Here is a 17,307-nt window from a genome sequence, read left to right as displayed (position 1 = left end):
CGATGGTGCCCCTCCCTGCGGGACCTGGCGGCCTTTCAGCCGCCGGTTCCTCGTGTGGAGGGCATGCTCGTGGTGACCGGGGTGATCCGGTCACCACGGGGTGCGACTGAAAGTAACTACTCAGTCATACTCATCAGGAGAGGAGAGGATCTCATCATGGCTATCGTCAGCACCTGCACGTACGACTCCCGAGGAAAGCTCGTCTGTCCCGACACGCTCGACATCGGCCGTGCGAAGATCCGTCTGGACCTCGACACTGGTGAGAAGCCCACCTTCGATCGCGGTCACACGCACGTCTTCGTCGTCTCCGACATGGGCGTCACGGCCGAACAGGCCTGTGAGCGCGTGAAGTCGAGGCTGCGCCGGTTCTTCGATCGCGCTGAGGCCGTTCGCGGCTTCCGCAAGATCTCGATGGAGAAGAGCCGGAGCAAGAACCGGCTCAACCTCAACACCACGATTTCCTACGAGATCCTCTACGTAGTCGAAGCAGACGAGCGATCCCGTAGCTGCAGTCCCGAGTCCCCCAATACGGCATACCAGCGAGGCTGAAGCACGGTCACCCCTGGGTGATTCGCGCCATCCACGCCTCGCATTCATCAGCACATGCAAAGAGGCCGGAGAGCTCCCTTCCCACGGGGATGCTCTCCGGCCTCTCTGTTACCACGTTCCAGTGCAACATCGATCACCTGGCGTCAACGATAGCAGCTGTTGTGGATCGCTCGCAATGAGCAGCGAATGTCAGTCCAATACCCTCTCGCTTCCAGTGGAGCCTCGTGGGTGAGCGACTTGGACGGAGGTCTGACTCGCGCTCGAGGGTGTGTCAGGAGCTTTCTGTGAGCCGCGGGACGTCGAGGGCGTTCCATGTGGCTTCCGGTCCCGCTGAGGCTCGGCCGAGCCGCCTGGGAGCCGCACGGCGGCTCGCTGCGGAAGTCCGCCTCGACTTGGTCGCGGGGGGGGGGCAGCGAGCTGCCAGGTGTACCACGAGACGTGGTACACCTCTGAAAACCGCGTCTGACCTGGGCAAACACCTGTACCGCGAGGCTCTTTCCCGTATCGGGTGTACCACGTGGGAGCGCCGACGTGGTACGACGTTTTTCCTGGTCAACGAGCGTTTCCCGTCGATGGACCACGAGTACCACGTTTTTTTGACCGTTTACATAGGGGACGGTAATAGGGGGGCGATCCAGGCAGCTCCAGTCCCAGTGCGCCAGTCTGCTCTCTTATCCCCCTGCGCGTGTATCTAGTCTCTATTTCCTGGTACAAGTGGTACGGGGGGTATATAAACCCTGCCTGACCTGGGGAAATACCTGTACCACGTAGAAAATGGCACGTGGTACAGCCTGCTCCTGAAGTCCCGACATTCTTGCTCTGACCTGGGGAAACGGGTGTACCACGTCACGTGGTACACGCTCGGATGTCCCTAGAGGGTATGCAGGCAGGCGCCTCTCGGGATCCTCCTGGAGAGCGTCCAGTCGAGACCCTGGTGGCAGCTGGCTCGGCCGGTCAGAAGAACTCCTCCGAACCTCGACCGCAGGTCGGGCGGCTCACGCCGCCCGCGGGTGCGTGGTCGAGCGTGAGACGTCAGTGACTCCGCGGGGCGCGTGCCCGACGAAGTCACTGACGTCTCACGTCCCACGCAGGCTCGCAACGCGTGTGGCCTGGCCGTGGTGGCCGCGCGCTCCCTCTCCAGTCCCTGTCGACAGACCTTCGGATCGTCCATTGGCCGCCATTCACGGCTTCAGTCAACTCTCTTGTTGACTGATGTCTCAATCGTTGCAAAAGGGCGCTAGGGTGACGTAGGATCAAGATCACGTTCCATTCGATTACGAGTCCAATCGGCTTCCCACTCATCGCCGGCAGGAACTCGATCACGATCGAGAAAGCAGCAACATGACGCCTCCTGATGCCCTCATGTCCGTACCTGCCGCCGGTTCCAACGCCGGTCCGCGCACCAACCCTGTCGCCGACGTCCTGGCCAGCATCATGCGGTACTTCTCGAACCGCGACGACATGGCTCCGCAGAACGAGATCGTCGCCTACGTCACCACCGCCTACCTCGACCAGGTCGCCCCGACCGATCCTCCGACGCCGCGCGTGCTGGAGAAGCAGCTGCTGGCGATCGTGGGCGGGGTCATCAAGGCCGAGAACTTCAAGGCGGCCGTGACCGCCGAGAAGTACCCCCTGCCGAGATATCTGACGTACTGGCAGGTCGCGCAGATCCTCCTGCGTCTGCACCACGTCATCCGCATCGCGCCCAACGCCAAAGACACCGACCGCGAGTACGACCTGCTGGCGATGTACCAGGCCACGGGCCGCGCGCGCGGGACGTACACCACCAGCGAGGACGACATCCGCACCACGGCGCGCATGTACAACATCCAGTTGACCCTCAAGGAGTTCGCCGAGGTCCTGGCCGTTTTGCGCGAGGACAGCCCGCGCCGGCACCAGAGCACGAAGCGCGACTTCATTGCCGCGCGCAACGGCATCGTCTTCTACGGCGCCGAGCCGCTGGACGTCACGATCTTCGACAAGGGCTTCCACTTCGAGCCCAAGCAGGTCCACCCCTTTGACCCCGCCATCGTGCTGCTGACCAAGAACGACGTCGACTACGTGGACGACGCCCCGCAGCAGGTCATCACGCACCCCGAGGACGGAGATTGGGAAGTCGTCGCCTGGATCGAAGAGCTCTTCGACCAGCCCGGTGACGAGGGCCTCGCCGACCTGATCTGGGAGATCATCGGCGCGATCATCCGGCCGCACGTGCGCTGGGGCAAGACCGCCTGGTTCTACTCCGAGCAGGGCAACAACGGTAAGGGCACGCTCTGCGCGCTCATGCGCAACCTCGTCGGCAGCGGCGCGCACACCTCGATTCCGCTCTCGGACTTTGGCAAGGACTTCGCGCTCGAACCGCTGGTGCGCGCCAACGCGATCATCGTCGACGAGAACGATGTCGGTACCTTCATCGACAAGGCGGCAAATCTGAAGGCGATCGTGACCAACGACGTCATCCAGATCAACCGCAAGTACCGGATGCCGATCGCCTACCAGTTCTTCGGCTTCATGGTCCAGTGCCTGAACGAGTTCCCGCGCGTGAAGGACAAGTCCGAGTCGTTCTACCGCCGGCAGCTCTTCGTGCCCTTCACCAAGAGCTTCACCGGGGCCGAGAAGAAGTACATCAAGGACGACTACCTCCAGCGCCGCGAGGTCCTGGAGTACGTCTTCTGGTACGCGATCAACCGCGCCGGCGCGTCGTCTCCGGGTGGCTACTACCAGCTCTCCGAGCCGGTGGCCACCAAGGAAGTCCTGGCCGAGTACAAGGAAGCCAACGACCCCGTGCGCGCCTTCTGGGAAGAGTTCCGCGGGCGGCTGGTCTGGGACCTGGCACCGTTCACGTTCCTCTACGACCTGTACAAGGCCTGGTTTGCCGACGTCTCGCCGTCGGGCTCCCCGGTGAGCAACAAGCAGTTCATCACCGACCTCGTGGCGATCGTCCGGCCGGATGCCCTGTGGCACTGCCCGGACAAGAACCGCAAGATCCGGCCCGGTCAGATGATGAGCAACCCCGAGGTGCTCATCGCCGAGTACGAGCTGAAGAAGTGGATGCACCCGAGCTACACCGGCATCGACCCGAAGAAGAAATCCCAGCCGACGCTGCAGGCCAACTACCGCGGACTGCTCCGGCACACGGGCGCATCCGCCCCGACCGGCGACACCACTGACGAACAGGACTGATGCACTCATGGCTAAAACTGCCGGTGCACTCGGCGAACTCACCCAGGCCGTACTCGAACTCGCCAGCGGCCAGGGCCGCCTGATCACGGCGATGTCCGACGTCGCGCGCGAGCAGCGGATCACCAACCTCATCGTCCGCTCGCAGATCACGGCAGACCCCGTGGAGAAGGCCCGGCTCATGAGTGAGGCGTCCCGGCGCATGGATGCCCCGCGTCGGCGCTCTACTCACGACTCCCTCTGAGGCCACGCGCGCCTCCTCCCCAGACACCGGCCGTGATGGTCGGACCGACGAAAGGAGATCCCCATCATGACCACACAGCGAACACCCGTCACGGCCTCGAAGGCGCGCTTCACCTTCTACGACATCGAGTCGTTGTCGGACGTCTTCACTCTGTGCGCCTACACCCCGCGGCCCGACAGAGCCATCGACGACCTGGAGATCTTCTTCCTCGCCGACGACCAGCAGCTCTCCGACGCCGTGGACCCGCAGGAGCTCTATGAAGCCGTGGTGCGCTCCAACCCGGGCCTGCCCGCGGTGAGCGTCCAGCTGTGGAACCTGCGCGGCGAGCGGGGCAACCTCCGCCTTGCCGAGCTGATGGGCCTCTCGAACGCGGACCAGGTCAACGACCGCAGCAAGGTCTCGTCCTACCCGGCGAGCCTGCGCCCGGTCTGCGACACGGATCCCGAGTACGACCCGCTGAAGCACCCGTTCCTGGCCGGGTACAACTCGTTGAACTACGACATGACCATGCTCGCGCTGTACCTGATGGAGACCTTCCCGGCTCCGCACTCCGGTCGTCTTGTCCAGCCGACCACGGCGCGCGAGATGCGCGAGCACAACGACAAGCTGTTCAACGAGCACATCGAGTACATGCCCGGCTATCTCGGCTGGGACGGCGCGGCCGCCAAGATCCGCCGCGCCATGATGCACTCGGGCCGGCACCTGGACGTCGCCCGTCTCAACGAGCTGCAGACCAAGGTGAGCCTCAAGCGCCTGCTCGGGATGCTCGGCCGCCAGATCAAGGAGTCCGAAAAGCTCAGCCACGACACCTCGATCGCCGCGATCGAGGATCTCTACGAGCTGCTGGCCTACAACGTCTCCGACTGCCTGGGCCTGGCCCAGCTCTTCCAGCACTCGGCCTACGCCAGCAACTTCGACCTCAAGGCCGGCCTGCTGGCGCAGTACTCCGAGACCGTCTACGCCAAGAACGGCTCGGTGCGCCGGGACCGCCTGACCATCGACTCGTCCTCGGCGAAGTTCGTCGGCCGCATCCTCGCGCCGTACACCTCGCTGAACGACATCGAGGCCGTGTCGTTCCTCTATCCGGCCAAGGAGGTGGCCGAGGAGCAGGGCATTTCCCAGGTCAACGTGCTCGACGAGTGCGTGCGCTTCTTCGAGGAGAACGTGGCCCCCGACCCTACCAAGGACCCAGCTGCGACGCCGGCACAGGCGAAGGCGCACCGCCAGTTCATGCAGGTCGTCAACTACTACCGCTCGATCGAGGGGCAGAATTTCAACGACTCCGAGGAGTACCGCGACCTGTTCGACCTCCCGGCCAAGTCCTTGCGCGAGCTGCCGAAGACGCCGAACAACGTGCCCTACTTCCACCGTGACGCCTCTCCGTCGTCGTGCTTCGCCACGTTCAGCACAGGCGGCATCCACGGAGCCGAGGCAGACATGACAGTCTTCGACGCCGACTCCTTCGAGCACCGAGAACAGGCAGCCATGATCGGCCTCGCCAAGCTCTTCTACCCGGACGCGAAGGACTTCGTCGCCGAGGCCAAGCGCCAGCACAACTTGCTCGCGCTGCCCGACGGCACGGACGTCGACAAGCGGCTCGTGCTACTGGGCTCGGACCCGAAAAAGGTGAAGTACCGCAGGCCGAAGAAGGACGACCCGGACCAGGCCGAGCAGCTCGTGCGTGCGCAGGCCCAAGTGCCGGATCCCGTCCAGCTGCTGGCCACTCAGCGCCCGGACACCGAGGCGCTGCACGTGCGCCTGGCTGACGGGACCGTGCTCGACGGCAAGGTCGTCCTGGCGGTCACCTCGGCGGGCAAGGCCGTCTATCGCGATGAGCCGGTGAGGAAGGCACCCGCGCTGTTCACTGCGAAGGCCGACAAGTCCACCAAGCTGCACCCGAGGTTCGCACGGACCTCGGCCGGCCTCGTCGTCCACGAGGACTTCGCGAGCTACTACCCGAACCTGCTGCGCAACATGAGGGCGTTCTACAACCCCGAGCTGGGCGAGGACCGCTACACGACGATCTTCTTCGAGAAGGAACGCCTGGGCTTCGAGATGAAGAAGCCGGGGATCTCCGCCAAGGAGAAGACCCGGCTCACGACCTTGCGCAACGGCACGAAGCTGATCCTCAACTCGGCCTCTGGAGCAGCTGACGCCGCGCACCGGACCCCGATCAGGATGAACAACCGCACCATCTCGATGCGGATCATCGGCCAGCTGTTCAGCTGGCGGATCGGGCAGGCCCAGACGCTGGCCGGCGCGCGGATCATCTCGACGAACACCGACGGCCTCTACTCCGTCGTCGGCGGCGAGAACGGCTTCGATGAGACCACAAACAACCGGGTGCTCGCCGAGCAGCAGGCCGCCATCGGCATCGACATCGAACCGGAACTGATGTTCCTCATCAGCAAGGACTCGAACAACCGGCTCGAGCTGGAGTCGCCCAGTGAGGACCGGAGCGTCGCCGACAGCCCGATCATCACGGCCTCCGGCGGGACGCTGGCCTGCCACGCGGGCCCTACCCCGGCGAAGTCGCTGGCTCACCCGGCCGTGATCGACTTCGCCCTGGCCCGCTACCTGCAGACCGTCGCCAGCAGGGGAGAGGAGGCTCTCGCCGAGCCATTCGATCCCGTACTGGGCCGGAAGATGATCGAGGAGGTGATCGACCCGGCCGATCCCGGGCGGACGCTACTGCTGTTCCAGAACGTCCTCGCCGCCTCGCGTGGATCAATCACCTACCCGTTCGCCGCCGACCCGGTCAGCGCCGGGCCTGACCGTGACGACAACGAGGACGCCGATGCGCAGCTGGTGAACCCGCGGGCCCTGCAGATGGTCAACCGGGTCTTCATCGTCCACGACGGCACCGATGGTGCCGTGAGCCTGCACAACGCCGGCGCATGGAAGGTGAACCCGGTCAGCCAGGCCAAGCGGCGCGAGTCCGGCAGCGCCGGGGTGCGACGTGACCCGATCGCGCTGGAGATCCTGCGCCACCACGGGTGGGCGAAGAACCGCAGCGAGGCCAGCACCTCCGACGGCCTCAGGCTGCTGCCCGATGACCAGGACGTCGTGATCCGCCGAATCAACGGCATCGACCCGTGCTGGTCGGTGGTCGTCGTCAACGACGACCTTCGTACGCTGCCGGCCTCCCGGGTCGAGCAACTCATCGGGGCGCTCGACCTCGACATCTATACCCAGATGCTCAACGAGACGTTCACCAAGAACTGGAAGAACGCCGCCTGATCAGCTCCCCGCACCACCATCGGACCGCAGGGTGCCGGGCCGTGCCGACACGACGCTGCTCGGCGCCCGAGTCGAATCTGAGATGAAGGCGAGTCTTGCTCGCCATGGCAAGAGAATCGAGAGACGTCATGTTCCAGACCACACCTCCCGTCCTTACCGTTGAGAGGGGCGACGAGTTGTGAGTGCCGCGACCGAACCAGTCCAGCCCGGTCAGCGCTGGCGGCGCAAAAGCGACAGGGTCCTGACCAGGGTCATCTCCGTGGATCCGCCGGAGCAGTTCCGGTGCTCGGTCCATCACCGCGCACAGCGCCGAACAATCACCGAACTCGGCACGTTCCTGAAGAAGTACGAGCTCGCGTTCGAGGCTGTACCGGTCGACGCCGCGGCACAGGCGGAAGACGCCCAGCTCCAGCAGAAGCTGAACACGATCCGTGACGGCGTCCTGGTCGCTCCCGGCCAGATCTGGGAGGACCTCGACTCCCGGCAGAAGAAGCGCCGTGTCGTCGTCGTGTCTGTGCAGAGCGGCAGGGCCCGAGTCCGGGCACACTACGGCACGAGGCTCTCGACCCTCAGCGTCTCCCGGATGCACAAGCATTCCACCGGCTTCCGGCTCGTCGCGCCCGGTGAGCTGAGGTACGGTGCGCCAGCGGCTCCCTCGGATGAAGAGACGCAGCGCTGATGGCGCGCACGCCCGAAGGCGTCGTCGAGGAATACCTCCTGACCCAGTGCCGGGCGAACGGCTTCTTGTGCCTGAAGTTCGTCTCGCCGGCACGCGGGGGAGTGCCCGACCGGATCGTCGTGGCCCCCCGCGGCACCGTGTTCGTCGAGGTCAAACGCCCTGGCGGCCAGCTGCGAAAACTGCAACGGCTCACGCACGCCAAGCTGCGCCACCACGGGGCCGAGGTTCACGTCGTCGACGACAAGCCGAGCGTCGACCTCTTCATCGCGCACCTCCTCCAGTCCCCATCCGATCAGCGGATAACAGCACCATGATCCAGAGGTGGTCGGCCGGGGCCAACCGCCGTAATACGCGGCCAGTTTGGTAGTCCGCTTGCGCCAGTCTGCGGATCTTCGAGATCGACGAGACGCACGCCACCGTCGAGCTGGTCATCGGCCGGGATTACGCCCTGGCCGCCGCATCCGCATCCGCATCGACCGGTTCCGCCCGACCAGCACCGGCTACCTGTACATCGCTACGAAGGAGATCTGGCCGTGATCCGTGAAGAGCGCATTTCCCTCGCCGACCTGACGGAAGACCAGCTCGAAGCCCTATACGTCCACATCGACTCCCTTACGAACACCCCAGTGTTGCGCACCTGCCTGGTGCCCGGGTGTCTGCGCCAATTCGACGCTATGGCGACGATGGCCGGCCCGCCCATGCGCCCCGAGTGGTCGGGGGATGGCTGGTGCACGCTCGGCGCGGGCAGCATCTTCCCCGCGGGCGGCCACATCTGCCCCGACCACAAGGACCTCGTCACCAGCCACTGGCCACGCCGCCTCAAGCTGCCCTCCGGCCGTTGGTCCGTGGCCTGCCCGTGCGGCTGGTCCCCCGTCCCGCAGCGCTGGCACCGTCTCCTCGCCGCCCTATGGGAGCAGCACATCCTCACCGAAACCGGTGCGCTCCCGGCCGCCCCGCCCGTTACCGACCCCGAACACCGACTCCCCCTGGCCGAGCACACCGAGGAGTCCCTCGCAGAGCTGTACGACCGGCTCTGGGACGCCGAAGCCGACGTGCCCGAGCTCCGCTGCCTGACCCGCGCCTACTCCGTGGGTTACAGCCTCGCGGTGCCCGCCCTCCTCGGAGCGAAAGCTGCCCTCGAGAACCTCCGCACCCGTATCACCGTTGACTCCCGCGACTGGGCTGCCGAAGAGCTCGACGCCTTCCTCTGGGCCGTCCTTGTCGGCTGGAATTGCGAGAACGCCGACCCCGATCACGTCCACAACGACATCGACTGTGGCGGCGACCAGACCCTGTGGGGCATCGCCGACCAGCACGGCATCCCCACCGATCAGACCATGCAGGCCAGCCAGAACCGCTGGTGGATCGCCAATGCCATCAAGGCCGCCCAGCAGATCGAGGGCAACGATGTCGCCAGGGAGGGTCAGTAGACGCCGTCGCGCCCCCCAGGGGCGGCCTGACCCGCCTCTCCCAGTACGTCGCTGACAGTCTTGCGCGCGCCGCCAAACTCGCCACCCTGCGGGAAGCTTTTCAGCGCCTGGAAGCTGACACCACTGCCCCGGCCCAGTATCCACCGAGGCGGGAAACTCACCGCGCACTCAAGCGAACCTATCGGTCATGCGTTCGCACCGTGCGAGTTCACGGCAGGCTACCGTCGTACAGCCCGCACGCTGGCGTTGAACCAGCAGAAGGAAGAAGCCGATGCCCCCGCTCAGAACAGTCCCACATGGCGCCACACCGCTCGCGGGCCCGACACTGCCGACACTCGTCCCCTACCTCCCGCCCATGATCCGGGAAATGGAACGCTGCCTGTGCGGCCAATCCGGTCTCACCTGCGAGGAGTCGATGTGCAGGTCCTGCCGTGAGGACGCCGTCGCCGTCCATGGCCAGCGCCTCGCACGGCTCCTCAACGCGATCTGCTACGAGCACCGCGGCGTCACCCTGACCTGGACCGAGGCCAGCAGTCACGCATCCGCCTTCACCCCCCGGGTCAGCTTCCTGATGCCGGATGTGGACGACCCCCAGGGCCCGCCGCACTTGTTCCGCGGTTTTGCCTACTGGGAAGACGACCAGCTCATCGCCGCCTGCGCCAGAGGAGCCAGCGACGATGAGATCTTGTCCCTCGCCCTGGCCATGGCTCACTACGCCCTCGCCACGCTAGCCATCCACGAAGTTGACGAGTGGTACACCTATCGCTCGGTCCAGGTGTACCCCCCGCACCGGCGCGACCAGTACCTGCCGCACGAGGAAGATCGCGGGCCTGACGGGAACGGGGCGGTCGTTCTATGGCTCACCTATACCGGTCCGGCCCACGTCGAGGCCGGTCAGGTCCCGGATGCCCCGCTGATTCCGGCGCACGTCCCCGTGCACGGGGAAGACGTGGCGATCATGCCCGGCCATGCCCTGCGCATGGGAGCCACAGCCATCCAGGTCACCCCGCCGGCGAGCGCGGTCACCACGAGCAACCAATGGACGGCTCCCCGTGACGGTGAGGATGTCCTCGCGGCGGCGCTACGCGACATTCACCACACCATGGTGCTGTCAGAACTCTGCGTGGTAGCACGCAACCTCACCCTGGCGGGGAGCCCGGGCTTTGCCGCGAGGCCTGGTTCAGCAGAGGGCGACCGCCAAATTTGGTACGCCTATCTCACGTACGATGGGTGAGCAGCACGCCGTATTCCCCTGCTCTCCCGGCCGGATCGGGAACGGTGACGCGACGCCGGCGCCACAGGCGGAGCCCGTCGATCCCGAACGCCCGCATAATCCGGCAACCCAATTGCGGTTGACCGCCTCGCCGCTCGTCTCGCAGGGCTCGGCGGTGATCCTCAGAGCTCCATGAGTGCCGGCCGAGTCCTGGTGCACCGCCCGTATCCGGGCTGACGGGCGGCCCGGTCCGAGGCCGTCCGGCGCCAGTAGCGGAAGCTCGACCGGCTGACTCCGAGGATGCTGCACGGCCGCATCACGCCGCGGCGGCTCTGAGGTCGGCGGCGCCCTGGCAGCGGTTCCCCGGCGAGATACTTCGCCGCCTTCCGCAGGATCTCGCGTTTCTCCTCCCGCTCGCGGGCCTTCTTCCGCAGAGCCGCGTTCGCCGCCTTCAGCGGGCCGACGGCCGGGCCGGGCCGGGCCGGCTCGTGTGTCCGGCGTCCCCAGGGACGGCTGTCTCCGACAGCCCTCACCCGGCTCTGCAGCGTCTCCGGGCTGATCCCGGGATTGGCGGCGGCCGACCTGATCGTCGCTTTGGGCCGCGACCCGTACAGCGCAACCGCGTCCGCCTTGAACGCCGTCGAATAGTTCTTCATGACCACGAGATGTCCGTTCTCAGATGCCCAGTACCGGGCGTCTCGTGTGATCAGCAGCTGTGGCTGAAGCCCGGCTGCCACCTACCTTCGTAGCCAGCGCTTTCGCGCTGGACTCCAGTCGGGTTGTTGATGGTCTGCCATCGGCCACCGCCGAGGTGCGGCCCGAGGTCGTGAGCATCCAGGGCGGGCGCTGCCTCCCGAGCCGCCGTCGAAGCTGCTCCACGACGCGAACAAGCCAACCACCATTGGAAGAACAGTCAGGACAAGCAGCATGAATACGTCTACCGTGGCATCCCCGATCTCACTGATGCCGCATCAGCAGCAGATCCACGACTTCCTCGTTGGCCATCCCTTCGCCGGCGCATGGCTCGGCGTCGGGGCTGGCAAAACGCTCGCGACTCTCAGCGTCCTGCAGTCGGTTCGACCGATGGGGCACATCCTCGTCGTGGCGCCCGTGGCAATCGCCCGCTCCACCTGGATCGATGAGATCGAGAAGTGGGGCTTTCCCATCCGCACAAAGTCGCTCATCGTCGATGAGAACGACAGGAAGCTCTCCAAGGCCAGGCGCCTGAGGCGCTTCCAGGAGGTCGCCACCGATCCGCCGACGATGTACTTCATCAACCAGGAGCTGCTGACTCAGCCGTCCCAGGGGACAAGGTTGATCACGCCGGTGCCGGGCGCAGTGCCTGCCCCGACCGTCTCAGCGGAGGTGACAGCGATCCTGGGTCTGCTCCAGGCACGGGGGCCACTGGGCCGAGACGAGCTGATCGACGAGTACCGTGCTCTGGTCGCTGGCAACGCCAACAACAGGGTCCCCGCCAAGGCCAAGGTCCGCGCTTGGATTCAGGAGTTGCTCAAATCGGCCCTGGTGACGTGGGAAGCCTATGACTGCCGAACCTGTTCCGGCGCAGGCTGCGCCCGGTGCCGCTTCGGGCTGGTCGACCAGCTGCCGGTCCAGAACATCAACGGCCAGAGCACCACCATCTGGCCCTTCCAGACGGTGATCATCGATGAGTCCCAGGGTTTCAAGTCGCACGACTCACAGCGCTTCCTGGCCCTGGCCACGGTGCGGCCGGCCATGAACCGACTCATGGAGCTGACGGGAACACCGAGCCCCGACGGTCTCCATGATCTGTGGAGCCAGGTCTACCTGCTTGACGAGGGCCGGGCACTGGGACAGAACATCACCGCGTTCCGCGACCGCTGGTTCGTGCCAAAGATGGTCCCGGGCACGACGATTCCGGCGAAGTGGATCCCCACGGCGAACGCAGAGGAGGAGATCCACCAGGCCATCTCGCACCTGGTGATGAGCGCACAGAACACGAGCCTGCAGCTCCCGGAGCTCACCATCCAGGACGTCAACGTCACGCTCCCGCCGGACCTGCTCCAGGCCTACAAGGAGTTCAAGCGCGACCTGGTCCTGGACATCGTGCGGACCTATACCGACGACGGAAAGCTGACGCAGAGCGTCGAGTCGATCATCGCCGCGAACCAGGCGGTGCTCACGAGCAAGCTCATGCAGTTCGCCTCGGGCACGCTCTACACCGCGGATCCCGACGACCCGGCCACGAAGGGTCGGTACCAGGTCATCCACGACAAGAAGATCGAGATGACCGAGTACCTGGTGCGGAACAACGGCGGCGAGCCCCTGCTCATCGCCTACCACTTCAAGTCCGACAAGGAGCAGCTGCTCACGCGGCTCCGGAAGGCCGGCATCGACGCGCAGGCCTTCGACGGCTCGCGCGACATGGTCCGCCGGTGGAATGCCAAGCAGATCCCGGTGATGCTGCTCCACCCTGCCGCCGCGGGGCACGGCCTGAACCTGCAGGATGGCGGCTCGACGATGATCTGGTACACGCTGCCGTTCTCGCTCGAGCACTATCTGCAGACGAACGGCCGGCTCTACCGCACGGGCCAGACGAAGCCGGTGACCATCCATCGGCTCATTGCCAAGGACACGCAGGACGAGCGGATGCCCTCGGTGCTCGCTGGCAAGCAGCAGGTCCAGGACGACCTCATCGAGGCCGTCTCCGGGGACTTCAACGCCGAGCAGGCGCTTCTCGCCGCCTTGGAGGAAGAGATCCGCGAGGACCTCAACGACCTCTGGGCTTCCGAGCGGCTCTGACCGCACCCCTTCGGTGACCTCGTGTGCGACAGTGCGGAAGACGTCCATCACGGTGGGCCAGGACAGGCGCGGATCCGGGGCAGTCTGGATGACGGTGGAGGCGGTGTTGCGTAACCGCCGTCCGGCGGCACCGCGAGACCGCATGGCGATCCGTGCGCCAGCCGGTAGCTGCCTGGGTGACAGGAGTTGTGCCCCTCCTCGGCGTCGCGCCCCTCTGGGCGCTGGCCTCGGGGATCGGGGTCGGCCCTGCCGACCCGGGTGTTGCGAAGGCATCAGAACGGGCCGGACGCCTACAAGACACAGACCTCGCTAGGGCGTCCCAGCGCATCCACTGACTGGCCTCGGAAAGGACCGCAACCTGCCCTTCGAGATCTATCACCCCGACCCGGGACAACCTCAGCGCAAGCAGGGCCCTGCGAAGCTCACCGTGACCCATTTCGAGAACGGGCGCTCACAGATCTCCTTGTCTGCGAGCACCCGGGACTGACTGCGCCCCACACCCGGCGAGGCCAGCGCCCGTTACACGGCGAACCTGCCGACGATGAAGCTCGTCATCCTGGTAGACCGGAACGCCCGCAAACTCATGCTCCAGCGGTGCTCCGACGAAGAAACCGGCGAGCACGTCTACGTCGTGCGTGGGATCAACGGCAGGGCCACCAGCTACATCATTGGTTGGAAGCTCGACGAATCCCTCGGCATCGATGCCGGTCACTACCTCTGCGATCTGATTCCGGATGCGCCTGACGGCAGCGGGGGGACCTGGCGCGCTGCTGTCATCTCGATGGACTTCCGCGTCGCGCCGAAGCGGCAGCAGTCGACCAAGCGTCGCGCTGTGGCGCAGCCACACGTATCTCTCTCTTCCGACACTCCGAAGACCGACACCGACGAGCAACGCATCACCGAAATCCGCGCAGTGCTCGACGAAGGCGTCACCGTCGTCGCGTCCGAGCAGGACGGGGTGTGCTCCGCCGGCACCGTCAACGCCGACGAGAAAGGCCGATGATGCAGACCCGTGTGATGCTCGACATCACGTCGCGCTGATCATCCGCCACCGGCTGCCCATCGACGCTGACGCCACCGCCACTGCAGTGCGCCGGGCCCAGGAGCGGGCATTCGGCCAGGCCCTACCTACAGATCTGGATTCGGGGGTCTGGGTCGGCATAGCCGACCCGAGTGCGGGATCGACACCGGAACAGGCTGGGTGTTCGTGCATCGGCCTGTTCCCCGTTGATACGTCGGCGTCTCGTCATGGGCGTCCCCGGGTTCCGATGGTGTCCTTGAGGAGACGTTTTGCTGCCACCGGCCGGACGCGACAACGACGCTGATCGCCGAAGCCCCGAGCAAGACACCAATAAGCCCCGTCAATGCGACAGCCGGGACAAGCATCGGCCTCCAACCAGACCCCTGACGGCCTCTCACGACGGCGCCCTGACGACGGGTCTGGCCATGGATACGAAGGAACAGAGCGCCTCCATCCTCTGCGTCAAGGGCAGCACCTTCCTCTACGTCATGAGGGGGAGGCCAATCGGGGCGGGACGGCCCTGTCCCGGTTCCCCGAGCAGGATCCGATCTTCAAGGACGAGAAGTGATGAAACGCAAGACCGCAGAGATCGTCGACGCCACGATCGAGCTGTTCGCCGAACTCGACAAGATGGTGGGCCTGATTTCACGCGTGCTCGCGAAGTTCCCGGCCAGGACCGTGCCCCAGAGGCTCAAGCCGTTCCTCGGCTCACCAAGCGTTGCGTTCGCGCGGCCGCCCATGAACGGCGAGAGCGAAATCTTGCTTGAGCTCGGCATGATGCGCAAGATCCAGACTAGGATCCCCGTTGAGTGGCTGATGATGCACCAATCGGAACTGACGTCCGCCGTGCGCGAGATCTACTGGGGCGACAGAGAGCACAGTCTCCGCCACGAGCTCACTCGACTTGAGAAGGCGATCGCAGACCACAACCGACAGGGTGCACATCACCGTGACAAGGCGAGCCAGGCACGTCGAGAGCACGGCCTTATCACCGCCGGCATCCGCCGGCGCTCGGCCCGCAAGAGCCGCGCCGCCGAGGGGAGCTCCGATAGCTGACTCGACGAACCCCCGCAAGAATGTCCCTGCGGGAGCTGGAGGAGTACCTCGACGCCCTGGTCCACGCCGAAGAAGAGGACTCTCCCGAGTTCCGGCGTGCCTTCAGGGGGCGGACCCGTTGTCGCCCCGAGCCTCCTGATCGACCCCGAGACGGGCTTGCCGCCCGGCACTACCGATACGACCGCTCCTTCGGGCGCCGGCCTCGGGGGCTGGGTCGGCATAGCCGACCCGGGCGCGGGGTGATGCCGGCACGGGCCGGGTGTTCGCGCACCCAGCCCGTCCCCTGCTTGTATGTCGACGTCTCGTCAGAGGTATCCCCGAGTCCCGGCGATGTCCTCGGCGAGACGTTTTGCCGCCATCGGAGGGTCGCGAGGACGACGTCGATGACCGACGCACCGAGCAAGACACCGATGAGAGCCATCGGTGCGCCGGTCGAGACACGCGCCGGCCGCTAACCAGACACCAAGATGCGCGAGCTATGCACAGCGGCCCCGGCGAGGGGCGCACCAACCGCAGAGGAGATCGAGATGAGCCGAGCAATGGACCGCATCCGCCGCGAGGCGATGGAGCAGTACGGAGACGCCCCCGCCAACCCGACCGAGGCGCTGGATCACGTCCTCGCCGTCTTCGCCGACGCCCCCGACGGCCGGATCGTCCTGGAGGCCACGAACAGCATCTACGGCCCCGGCGTCCGCACCGGCCTCACGATGGGCGACCTTCGCGCCCTCCGGGCCAAGCTCGCCTGACCCGGCCTGATCGCCGCCCGGGCGCACGGCCTGACCGTGCGCCCCACGAGGCACTCAGCCCGCACCACTCGAGGGGGGACCCTGATGCGTACCACGCTCCGCCGCACGATCGCCGCCGCTCTCGGCTTCGGCCAGCACGCCGCCCGCAGCATCGCCTCCCACGTCTTCCGCCTGCTGGTCGACCTGTACCGAGCCATCGACGTGGATGCCGCAGTGGAATCGGCTACCGCAAGACGGACGGCGCCGAGTCCACCCGGGTCATCGAGCCGGCCGAGCTGACGGCCACCACTTCCGGCGCCATCACGGTCCGCGGCCACGACAGGCTGCGCGGCGAGGACCGCGCCTTCCGCATCGACCGGATCGTCAACTGCCGCCTCACGGAGGTCGGCTAGACCCCCTGGTGGTCCGTCAACATCGCTGGCGTCGCTGTGCCCGATTTTCTCGGTCTTCAGTCCGGTGACAAGATCACCATCCAGCACGTCACCAGTGTCGGCCCCGGCGAGGTGATCGAGACCAAGCGGTACGGGGCCGTGGTCCGCTACCCGATGCCCGAGGGGGCCGATAGGCCCTTCGGAGAGACGCTCGTCCGTCGCCGCAACGACGCCGGCCACTGGTACTGACCACCCCTGCCGACCGCCTCCCGCCCCAGCACGGGGCGGCCCCGCCTCCCGCTCTCCCGCACCAGTCCCGAAGGAGCCAGCCATGTACCAGCCCGCCCCCGGTGACCGTGTCCGAGTCACCCGACGTCGTCCTGACGGCAGCGTCAAGTTCGTCAAGGTCGGCACCGTCGCTGCGGTCGGTTCCCTCGGTTTCCAGTTCGCCGAGATCGGGGGCGGCCGGCGCCACATTGCCAGCTCGCAGTCTGTGGCCGCCCGCATGGCCGGCTGGACGCAAACCGTCGAGCATTTCGCTGCCTGACCTGCTGCGCGGTTCGACGAGTAGAGATCCACACCCGCCGCCGGTGGCGGGACGAAGGCTGACGCACCGCACACCACCCTGGCCATGCACAGTTGGCGCAGGCCGCCTGAAGGAACCGACAGAAGACAATCCACATGACCATCACCCAGTCCTGGCAGAGCGAGGAGCCCGGCGACCTGTGGGGCATCCGTTGCACGGACGGCTACGTTCATTCAGCCCTCGCCTGACTCCACAGCTGCCTCAAACCCCC

General features: G+C 66.0%; 16 protein-coding genes. All 16 read left to right on the top strand.

Annotated elements, in window-relative coordinates; translation table 11 throughout:
- The first annotated feature begins 156 nt into the window (after positions 1-156).
- The 16 genes from ACQP17_RS05135 to ACQP17_RS05060 all read left to right on the top strand — a co-directional run bounded on the left by ACQP17_RS05135 (position 157) and on the right by ACQP17_RS05060 (position 17,057).
- Positions 157-549, top strand: coding sequence for a hypothetical protein (locus ACQP17_RS05135; RefSeq protein ID WP_433855160.1), 393 nt, complete (start codon positions 157-159; stop codon positions 547-549).
- Positions 550-1,911: 1,362 nt separating this feature from the next.
- Positions 1,912-3,732, top strand: a complete 1,821-nt coding sequence (locus ACQP17_RS05130) for a DNA primase family protein (protein WP_433855159.1) — start codon at positions 1,912-1,914, stop codon at positions 3,730-3,732.
- Positions 3,733-3,739: 7 nt separating this feature from the next.
- Entirely contained in the window at positions 3,740-3,973 is a 234-nt protein-coding gene (locus ACQP17_RS05125; RefSeq protein ID WP_433855158.1) for a hypothetical protein, read from the top strand.
- 66 nt (positions 3,974-4,039) lie between these two features.
- On the top strand, positions 4,040-7,213 hold the full coding sequence (locus tag ACQP17_RS05120; protein ID WP_433855157.1) for a hypothetical protein: 3,174 nt from the start codon (positions 4,040-4,042) through the stop codon (positions 7,211-7,213).
- Positions 7,214-7,472: 259 nt separating this feature from the next.
- On the top strand, positions 7,473-7,892 hold the full coding sequence (locus ACQP17_RS05115; protein WP_433855156.1) for a hypothetical protein: 420 nt from the start codon (positions 7,473-7,475) through the stop codon (positions 7,890-7,892).
- A complete protein-coding gene (locus ACQP17_RS05110) occupies positions 7,892-8,206 on the top strand; it encodes a VRR-NUC domain-containing protein (protein WP_433855155.1) in 315 nt (104 codons plus the stop codon). The genes ACQP17_RS05115 and ACQP17_RS05110 overlap by 1 nt, the downstream gene beginning before the upstream one ends.
- Positions 8,207-8,425: 219 nt before the next feature.
- Complete coding sequence (locus tag ACQP17_RS05105; protein WP_433855154.1) at positions 8,426-9,322, top strand: LysM peptidoglycan-binding domain-containing protein; 897 nt, start codon at positions 8,426-8,428, stop codon at positions 9,320-9,322.
- Positions 9,323-9,677: 355 nt separating this feature from the next.
- Positions 9,678-10,556: a hypothetical protein gene (locus ACQP17_RS05100; protein WP_433855153.1), complete on the top strand. Its 879-nt coding sequence runs from the start codon at positions 9,678-9,680 to the stop codon at positions 10,554-10,556.
- A 942-nt stretch (positions 10,557-11,498) separates the two neighbouring features.
- The gene (locus ACQP17_RS05095) at positions 11,499-13,316 is read left to right on the top strand and encodes an SNF2-related protein (RefSeq protein WP_433855152.1); all 1,818 of its coding nucleotides are present in this window, start codon (positions 11,499-11,501) and stop codon (positions 13,314-13,316) included.
- Positions 13,317-13,857: 541 nt separating this feature from the next.
- Positions 13,858-14,319 (top strand): hypothetical protein, encoded by a 462-nt coding sequence (locus ACQP17_RS05090; RefSeq protein ID WP_433855151.1) that lies wholly within the window; start codon positions 13,858-13,860, stop codon positions 14,317-14,319.
- A gap of 585 nt (positions 14,320-14,904) precedes the next feature.
- Positions 14,905-15,393 (top strand): hypothetical protein, encoded by a 489-nt coding sequence (locus ACQP17_RS05085; RefSeq protein ID WP_433855150.1) that lies wholly within the window; start codon positions 14,905-14,907, stop codon positions 15,391-15,393.
- 527 nt (positions 15,394-15,920) lie between these two features.
- Positions 15,921-16,139, top strand: coding sequence for a hypothetical protein (locus ACQP17_RS05080; protein WP_433860085.1), 219 nt, complete (start codon positions 15,921-15,923; stop codon positions 16,137-16,139).
- 84 nt (positions 16,140-16,223) lie between these two features.
- The gene (locus ACQP17_RS05075; RefSeq protein ID WP_433860084.1) at positions 16,224-16,418 is read left to right on the top strand and encodes a hypothetical protein; all 195 of its coding nucleotides are present in this window, start codon (positions 16,224-16,226) and stop codon (positions 16,416-16,418) included.
- A complete protein-coding gene (locus ACQP17_RS05070; protein WP_433859836.1) occupies positions 16,358-16,531 on the top strand; it encodes a WYL domain-containing protein in 174 nt (57 codons plus the stop codon). Before ACQP17_RS05075 ends, ACQP17_RS05070 begins: the two co-directional genes overlap by 61 nt.
- A 36-nt stretch (positions 16,532-16,567) precedes the next feature.
- Entirely contained in the window at positions 16,568-16,759 is a 192-nt protein-coding gene (locus ACQP17_RS05065) for a hypothetical protein (RefSeq protein ID WP_433855149.1), read from the top strand.
- Between the two features lie 82 nt (positions 16,760-16,841).
- Complete coding sequence (locus tag ACQP17_RS05060; RefSeq protein ID WP_433855148.1) at positions 16,842-17,057, top strand: hypothetical protein; 216 nt, start codon at positions 16,842-16,844, stop codon at positions 17,055-17,057.
- The last annotated feature ends 250 nt before the right edge of the window (positions 17,058-17,307 follow it).

The sequence above is a fragment of the Streptomyces kronopolitis genome (assembly GCF_050953795.1).
GTDB classification, from domain to species: Bacteria; Actinomycetota; Actinomycetes; order Streptomycetales; family Streptomycetaceae; genus Streptomyces; species Streptomyces kronopolitis_A.
This window is presented reverse-complemented; position numbering and strand designations above follow the sequence as displayed.

Excerpts from the sequence above, each read along its gene's own strand:
- ACQP17_RS05085 (WP_433855150.1), top strand. The coding sequence starts at position 14,905 with ATGAAACGCAAGACCGCAGAGATCGTCGACGCCACGATCGAGCTGTTC.
- ACQP17_RS05100 (WP_433855153.1), top strand. The coding sequence starts at position 9,678 with ATGATCCGGGAAATGGAACGCTGCCTGTGCGGCCAATCCGGTCTCACC.
- ACQP17_RS05110 (WP_433855155.1), top strand. The coding sequence starts at position 7,892 with ATGGCGCGCACGCCCGAAGGCGTCGTCGAGGAATACCTCCTGACCCAG.
- ACQP17_RS05135 (WP_433855160.1), top strand. The coding sequence starts at position 157 with ATGGCTATCGTCAGCACCTGCACGTACGACTCCCGAGGAAAGCTCGTC.
- ACQP17_RS05060 (WP_433855148.1), top strand. The coding sequence starts at position 16,842 with ATGTACCAGCCCGCCCCCGGTGACCGTGTCCGAGTCACCCGACGTCGT.
- ACQP17_RS05090 (WP_433855151.1), top strand. The coding sequence starts at position 13,858 with ATGAAGCTCGTCATCCTGGTAGACCGGAACGCCCGCAAACTCATGCTC.
- ACQP17_RS05075 (WP_433860084.1), top strand. The coding sequence starts at position 16,224 with ATGCGTACCACGCTCCGCCGCACGATCGCCGCCGCTCTCGGCTTCGGC.
- ACQP17_RS05080 (WP_433860085.1), top strand. The coding sequence starts at position 15,921 with ATGAGCCGAGCAATGGACCGCATCCGCCGCGAGGCGATGGAGCAGTAC.
- ACQP17_RS05125 (WP_433855158.1), top strand. The coding sequence starts at position 3,740 with ATGGCTAAAACTGCCGGTGCACTCGGCGAACTCACCCAGGCCGTACTC.
- ACQP17_RS05130 (WP_433855159.1), top strand. The coding sequence starts at position 1,912 with ATGTCCGTACCTGCCGCCGGTTCCAACGCCGGTCCGCGCACCAACCCT.
- ACQP17_RS05095 (WP_433855152.1), top strand. The coding sequence starts at position 11,499 with ATGCCGCATCAGCAGCAGATCCACGACTTCCTCGTTGGCCATCCCTTC.
- ACQP17_RS05120 (WP_433855157.1), top strand. The coding sequence starts at position 4,040 with ATGACCACACAGCGAACACCCGTCACGGCCTCGAAGGCGCGCTTCACC.